Source organism: Stenotrophomonas sp. 2YAF22, assembly GCF_052114665.1.
GTDB lineage: Bacteria > Pseudomonadota > Gammaproteobacteria > Xanthomonadales > Xanthomonadaceae > Stenotrophomonas > Stenotrophomonas indicatrix.
This window is the reverse complement of the sequence record NZ_JBFRFE010000184.1, coordinates 1-6,873: the sequence shown is the minus strand read 5'-3', so window position 1 is coordinate 6,873 and position 6,873 is coordinate 1. Positions and strand designations below refer to the sequence as shown.

Sequence of the window (6,873 nt, the reverse complement as noted above, 5' to 3'; positions counted from 1 at the left end):
GGGTGACACCGCGTCTGTGGCGGGCCGGACGTCCGGCCCGCCACGCCCTGCTTCAGAACCGCAACGCCAGCGCGCGCGACTCGATCGGTGCCATCCGGCTCTGGTCCTGCAGCTGCAGGTCGCGCAGTTCATAGGGCGCACCGAAGCCGGCAGGCAACGCGGCCTGGTCGAAGGGCAGTACCAGCGCGCCGCGGCCCGGGCCATCGAACCACGCTGCGGCATGCGCCTGCGCCACCGGCTGCAACTGGCCGTTGGCTGCGGTGGCATACAGGGTGCCACGCGCCTCGTAGCGGCCGGCGGCGGCCACCTGCAACGGCAGACTGACCTGGCGGCTGGAGGGATCGGGCATGGCCTGGCCGACGAAGCGGGCAGTCGGCCTGGCCACCGCGAAGGCGACCTTGCCATCGCGCAGCACGCCGTCGGCCTGGGCGAACACCTGCAGCTCCCACAGGCCCTGCGTGTTGCTGGCCTCGGCCGGAATCCTTACCTGTGCACGCAGGCTGCCATCGGTGGTGCGCAGCAACCGCTGCGGCCAGCTGCGGCCATCGGGTGCGACCAGCAACGCTTCGCCGCCGAGGCTGCCACGCCGTGCACGCAACGCCGCCGCGCTGGCCCCGTCTTCCAGCAGACGCGCCTGCAGCTGCACGTTGCCACCAGCCAACACCTGCGCCTGGCTGGCCTGCACTTCCATCCGCAGCGGGCTGTTGGGCTCCAGCACCTGCACCACATAGCGGCCCTGCGCCTGCGCACTCTGCAGGCGGTAAACACCGGCCACGCTGGTGGTACCGGTGCGCAGCATGCTGCTGCCATCGCCGACCGGCATGCCCGCATCCTGCAGCTGGCGTGCGTCGACACTGCGCGCGACGCTGCTGCGCCCCGCCGGATCACGTACCTGCAGCGAGCTTGCCGGCAGCGCGCGGGCGCCCGGCGCCGGGCTGAGCTGGATCACCGCATCCGGTGCGCTCAGGGGCAGTTCCAGGCCGCGCTGCAGTTCGGCAGCGTCGACCTGCTGCCAGTAGCTGCGGCTGATGGCGGCCTGGGGACCGGGAGCCTGCAGTGGCTGTGCCGGGTCCAGCGCCCAGGCGAAGGCCAGCGGCGAGTGCTCGCTTTCATCGGCCGGCAGCGGCGCGGCAACCAGGCCGGCGGGAATCTGGTCGCCAGCGGCGACGCGTAGCGGCTGCGCGGCCTGCGCCGATGCGCTGGAAAGGACTGCCAGCACGGCGGCAGCCAGCAAGGTGGAATGGATCGTCATGGTCATCTCCCTCACTGGGTCAGGTCGTTGCGCAGGATGCTGCCGAGGCCGAAGCACTCGCGGCGGCTCTGGTTGTGGCTGAGCGGCTCGGCGCCCTGGGTGCGCGCCTTGTCGGTGAACCACAGGGTGCCGGCCGCCTTCTGGCTGCTGCATTCAAGGAAACCGTCCGAGCACGACGACAGCCAGTTCTGGGTGAACTCCAGGCCGACGTTGGCGGCGTAGCCACCGCAGTAGCTGTTGCTGTCCCACACCGCCGACTCGACATCGCTGCCGACCACTGCGCGGAACGGCTTGGGCAGGGCCGGGCGGCCGGCGGTGCCGTACAGGTTCTGCGCGTTGTAGGTGGCCATGTGTCCCACCTGCTGCATGCGCACGGCATCGCTCTTGTAGCCCAGCAGCCAGCCCAGCGAGGTTTCGAAGGTATTGCCGTTGAGCACGGCGTCGGCCAGCGGCGTACCTGCCGAGGAGGGCGCCAGCGCAGTGACCTTGCGCACCCGGTTGATGATCTTCGGGTAGCGGCTGTCGTAGGTGGGGTTGGACAGGATCCAGCGCATCACGTTGCCGCCGTTGGAATGGGTGATCACCACCAGCTGGGTGATGCCACGGCTGTCGATGAAGCCGGTGAGCTGGTTGGCCAGGCAACCGGCCGCTTCCGGCTTCCACATGTACTGGGTGAAGTCGCAGTTGATGACCACGTAGTTGCTGCTGTTCGGCAGGCCCTGGCGGACGGTGTCGATGATCGCCGGCTGCCAGTAGTCCTGCGTGGCATTGGTCTGCGCGCCGGTGCCATGCACGAAGGCCACGCCGTAGACGTCGGCGGCCTGCGCCGGGGCGGTCGCCAGCCCCAGGACCAGGGCCAGGACGGTACTTCCTGTTGCGGTGCTGCGCATCGCTTCTCTCCCTTTCAGCGGATCCCCCCGGCCCGGCTGTGACCTGATGCTCGTGGCGGCAGCGCGTGAAAGTCCGTGCGCTGCGCCCGGATTCAGGAGATTGCCGACAATTGATGACCGTTTTCATCCAGTGCAGCGGGACCATGCCGGGTCTGGCCGTATGACCGATGGACGCTGCGGCCGGCAATCGAGGCTGCGATCATGGCCGGCGAGTTCCCTGCCCGAGTCTGCCCATGTCGTCGATCCTCCCCCCTGCCCGGCCGCTGCTGGGCCTGGCCATCGCGTTGTCGCTGGCCGGCTGCGCCGCCACCACCGCCAGCAAACCGACCGCCGTCGAAGCCAACGTCACCACCAAGGCCGTGGGCTACCTGGACAAGACCGCAGTGCCGGCCAGCATCGATCTGGTGCCGGCACCACCGGCCGCCGGCTCGGCGGCCTTTGCGCTGGACGAGCAGGTCAGCCGTGAAGCACGCGCGCTGCGCGGCAGCCCGCGCTTCGCCCAGGCAAGTGTCGATGCCGAACTCGGCTTCCCGGAAGGCGCCAACCACTTTTCCTGCGCCGCCGACATCGACGTCGATGCAGTGAAGACCCCGGCCCTGTACCGCCTGCTGGAGCGCAGCCGCATCGACGCCAGTGCTGCCACCAAGGCCGCCAAGAACAAGTACCAGCGCCCGCGTCCTTTCATGGTCAACGGCGAGCCGACCTGCTCGCCGAAGGATGAGGAGGGCCTGCGCAGCAACGGCTCCTACCCGTCCGGCCACACCTCGATCGGCTGGGCATGGGCATTGATCCTGTCGGAGATCGCACCGGACCGCGCCGATGCCATCCAGGCCCGTGGCCGCAACTACGGCGAGAGCCGCCTGGTGTGCAACGTGCACTGGCAGAGCGACATCCTCGAAGGCCGCTTCATGGGCGCAACCGCCGTTGCCCGCCTGCATGACAACGCCGCGTTCAACAAGGATCTGCTGACCGCACGCAAGGAAATCGCTGCCGCGCGCAAGGCCGGCCTGCATTCCAGCCGCGACTGCGCCACCGAAAACGCCGTGCTGAAGGTGCGCCCGCAGAGCGCGCTGTAAGCGCGCGCCGGATCGCGTGTTGCCGGCCAGCGGCCGGCACTACCGGACGCGACGCATGGGTAGCGCCGGGCCATGCCCGGCGGACGCGAAAAACAGAAGGGCCGGCATTACGCCGGCCCTTCGTCATTGCATCACTGCTGCAACCGCATCAGAACTTCGCGGTGAACTCCACGCCCCAGGTCCGCGGCTCGTTGAGGAAGCCGGTCAGGTTGTTGAAGTCGATCGCGCCGACCACGCGGGTCTGGTTGGTCAGGTTGCGGCCGAACACGGCTACGTCGTACTGGCCGTAATCCCAGTTGTAACCAAGGCGCAGGCCACCTTCCAGCGAACTGCGGCCGCGGAATTCCGGCGACTCGTAGATGAAGAAGTTGACCGCACTGCGGTAGGCCCAGTCGGTGTAGGCATACAGCTCGCTGCCATCGCTGAGCGGGAAGCCCACGCGCAGGGTCGCGTTGTGGATCCACTTCGGTGCCTGCGGCAGCGGATTGCCGTTGACCAGCGCATAGGTGCCGCCATTGATGACCGTGGTCGGGTCGGTGATGGTGCAACCGCCGCCACAGACCGCCACCGCCAGGTTCTTGTCCTTGATCTCGGTGTCGTTGTAGCTGCTGCCGAAGGTCAGCAGCACGTTGTCGGCCAGGTAGGCTTCCAGGTCCAGCTCCACGCCCTGGCCGATGGTCTTGTCGGCGTTGAGCAGGGTGGCGGTGTTGTTGGTGCCACCGACGGCAATCAGCTGCTGGCCGTCCACGTCATAGCGGAACACGCTGAAGCCCAGGCGCGCACGACGTTCGAACAGGTCGGCCTTGATGCCGGCTTCGTACGAAATCACCTTCTCCGAATCGGCCTGCGACAGGCCCGGTGCGAACGCCAGGCGACCCTGGATCGACGGTGCGCGGAAGCCCTTGGCCACGCGTGCATAGGCATTGACGTTGTCGGTCAGCTTGTACACGCCGCTGACATCCCAGCTGACGTCGTTGACGTCGGTGTTGGCCAGGTACGGACCGCTGACCGGGGTGCCGAACGGCACGGCCTGCAGCACGCTGGCACTGAAGTCCTTCTTGTCCTGCGTATAGCGCACGCCGGCACGCAGCTTGAAGCGGTCGGTGACATCGAAGTCGCCCGAAGCGAACACCGCCCATGCCTTGTTGCGCTGCTGCTGCACGACGTGGCCGGTCTGCGGGTTGCCCGGGGTCAGCGAGTCGTAGTTGAAGTTGTTGATGGTGACGTCTTCATCGAAGTAGAAGACGCCGGCCTGCCAATCGAAGCGGCCCCATTCGTTGGATTCCACGCGGAATTCCTGGGTCCACTGGCGGTGGTGCGGCAGGCCGTCGGCCGACTCGGACGAGAACGGAATCAGGCCCGGGCCGGAGTTGCCCGCGCCGAGGAACGCCGCACCATAGCCACCGTCGATGTCGCCCCGGTTGAGCGATTCGGCGGTCTCGTAGCCGGTGATCGAATGCAGGGTCACCGAACCGAGGTTCCACTGCAGGCGCGCGCTGCCGCCCCAGGTTTCCAGGTCGGAGAAATTGACGCCGTCGTTGGCGACCTTGTCGCGGTCGAAGTTCTCGACCAGCGCGTTGCCGCCCTTCTCGATGATGTTGGCGCGGAACAGGCGGGCGGTGCCGTTGAGCTTGCGCTTGTGCAGGTTGAACAACGCTTCGAAATCATCGCCTTCGTACAGGAACTGCACGCGGCCGGCGGCTTCGTCATAGCCTTCGAAGCCGCTGTTGGGCGCACCGGCACGGGTGTTGTCGACCCAGTCGTCGCGACGCTGGTAGATGGCCGACACGCGCGCGGACCAGCGGTCGGTCAGCGGGCCGCCGTAGGCGCCCTGCACGTTCCAGCTGTTGTAGGTGCCGTAGCCCACGCGCACGTAGCCATCGGCATCCTGCGACGGCCGCGCCGAATCGAACTTGACCACGCCGGCCGGGGTGTTGCGCCCGAACAGGGTGCCCTGCGGACCACGCAGCACTTCCACACCGGCCAGGTCGAACAGCGGGAAGCCCTTCAGCAGCGGGCTTTCCTGCACCACATCGTCGTACACCAGCGAGACCGGCTGCGATGCATTGAGGTCGAAATCGGTGTTGCCCAGGCCGCGGATGTAGAAGCGCGGGAAGGCACGGCCGTAGGACGACTCGATGTTGAGGCTCGGCACGCGCGCAGCGAGGAAGCGGATGTCATCGCCCGCCGAACCGAGCACGTCGAGCTTTTCGCCCTGGATCGCGCTGATCGCAACCGGCACGTCCTTGGCGTTCTCGACACGACGCTGTGCAGTCACCTGCAGCGCATCGRGGGCGACCGGATCCTTGGCGGCGGGGGTTTCCTGGGCGGCTGCTACCAGCGGCAGCAGGGCGGAAAGAGCGACAACGAGCGGGCGCGCGACCGGAGAGCGGCCACGGGAAGTACGGGTCGGAGACATGGCGGTAGGCTGTGTTTGGAGGGGTGGTAAAACGGCGCTACCAGATAATTGTTGCAATACAGCACCTCCCTCGCAAATGCCGATCGTTCATGGCCGCCTCGCGCGCCGCCGGACGCTGCCGCTAGACTCCGGGTTTTTCCCCGCAACGGACCTGCTGCGATGACCCAGTGGTACTTCCATGCTCCCGGCCAGGCCGACCGTGTCGGTCCGTTCGACGAGGAGGCTGCGCGCCGCTTCGCCCAGGCCAATCCGCGCGCGCTGGCCTGGTGCCAGGGCATGACAGGGTGGACACCGGTGTCCGAAATCGCCGCTTTGCAGCAGGCCGGCACCGGCGCCGCGGCGCCGCCGCCGATGCCTGCAATCCCCCCTGCAGTCGCGACAGCGTCAACCGGTGGCCACGCCGACCGCATCGACTTCCGCATCGTCGGCCATGAAATGCAGTTCGTGGAAATCGAGCTGGATCCCGGCGAAGGTGCGGTGGCTGAGGCCGGCGCGCTGATGTTCAAGGACGCCTCGGTGCAGATGGACACCGTCTTCGGCGGCGGCGCGCGCGGTAGCCAGGGCGGCGGTTTCATGGACAAGGTGATGGCGGCCGGCAAGCGCGTGCTGACCGGTGAGAGCCTGTTTGCCACCGTCTACACGCAGACTGGCCAGGGCCGCGGCAAGGTCGCTTTCGCCGCGCCCTATCCCGGCACCGTGCTGGCGATGAAGCTGGACCAGCACGGCGGGCGCCTGATCTGCCAGAAGGACAGCTTCCTGGCGGGCGCGCGCGGCGTGCAGATCGGCGTGCAGTTCCGGCGCAAGATCATGACCGGCCTGTTCGGCGGCGAGGGCTTCATCATGCAGAAGCTTGAAGGCGATGGCTGGGTGTTCATCCATGCCGGCGGCTGCGTGGTCGAGCGTGAGCTGGCCGCCGGCGAACGCCTGGACGTCGATACCGGCTGCATCGTCGCCTACCACCCGACCGTGGACATGGACGTGCGCCGGGTCAAAGGCATCCGAAGCGTGCTGTTCGGCGGCGAAGGCGTGTTCCTGGCCACGCTGACCGGGCCGGGCAAGGTCTGGCTGCAGTCGCTGCCGTTCTCGCGCCTGGCCGGCCGCATGTGGATGGCCGCGCCGCAGGGCGGCGGCAAGAGCCGCGGCGAGAGTTCGCTGCTGGGCTGAGTGCCCCGGAGGCTGGACGGCGGGCAGTGCCGGCCGCTGGCCGGCAACCCGACATTCCACGCATCCCGGCGG

At 68.0% G+C, this 6,873-nt stretch carries 5 protein-coding genes; 2 read left to right on the top strand and 3 right to left on the bottom strand.

Going from position 1 to position 6,873, the window contains the following annotated elements:
- Window positions 1–52: 52 nt before the first annotated feature.
- Both AB4Y84_RS09310 and AB4Y84_RS09305 read right to left on the bottom strand, forming a co-directional pair.
- Window positions 53–1,252, bottom strand: coding sequence for a DUF4785 domain-containing protein (locus AB4Y84_RS09310; protein ID WP_442244277.1), 1,200 nt, complete (start codon window positions 1,250–1,252; stop codon window positions 53–55).
- An 11-nt stretch (window positions 1,253–1,263) separates the two neighbouring features.
- Entirely contained in the window at window positions 1,264–2,142 is an 879-nt protein-coding gene (locus AB4Y84_RS09305) for a hypothetical protein (RefSeq protein WP_089241829.1), read from the bottom strand.
- A gap of 233 nt (window positions 2,143–2,375) precedes the next feature.
- Between AB4Y84_RS09305 and AB4Y84_RS09300 the strand changes: the two genes are divergently transcribed.
- Window positions 2,376–3,218 carry an acid phosphatase gene (locus AB4Y84_RS09300; protein WP_442244276.1) on the top strand — a complete coding sequence of 281 codons (843 nt, stop codon included), beginning with the start codon at window positions 2,376–2,378 and terminating at the stop codon, window positions 3,216–3,218.
- A gap of 148 nt (window positions 3,219–3,366) precedes the next feature.
- Here AB4Y84_RS09300 and AB4Y84_RS09295 read toward each other — a convergent pair whose 3' ends face one another.
- The gene (locus tag AB4Y84_RS09295) at window positions 3,367–5,637 is read right to left on the bottom strand and encodes a TonB-dependent receptor (protein ID WP_442250046.1); all 2,271 of its coding nucleotides are present in this window, start codon (window positions 5,635–5,637) and stop codon (window positions 3,367–3,369) included.
- A gap of 159 nt (window positions 5,638–5,796) precedes the next feature.
- Here AB4Y84_RS09295 and AB4Y84_RS09290 point away from each other — a divergent pair, with 159 nt between their 5' ends.
- Window positions 5,797–6,801 carry a TIGR00266 family protein gene (locus AB4Y84_RS09290; protein ID WP_442244274.1) on the top strand — a complete coding sequence of 335 codons (1,005 nt, stop codon included), beginning with the start codon at window positions 5,797–5,799 and terminating at the stop codon, window positions 6,799–6,801.
- Window positions 6,802–6,873 lie beyond the last annotated feature (72 nt).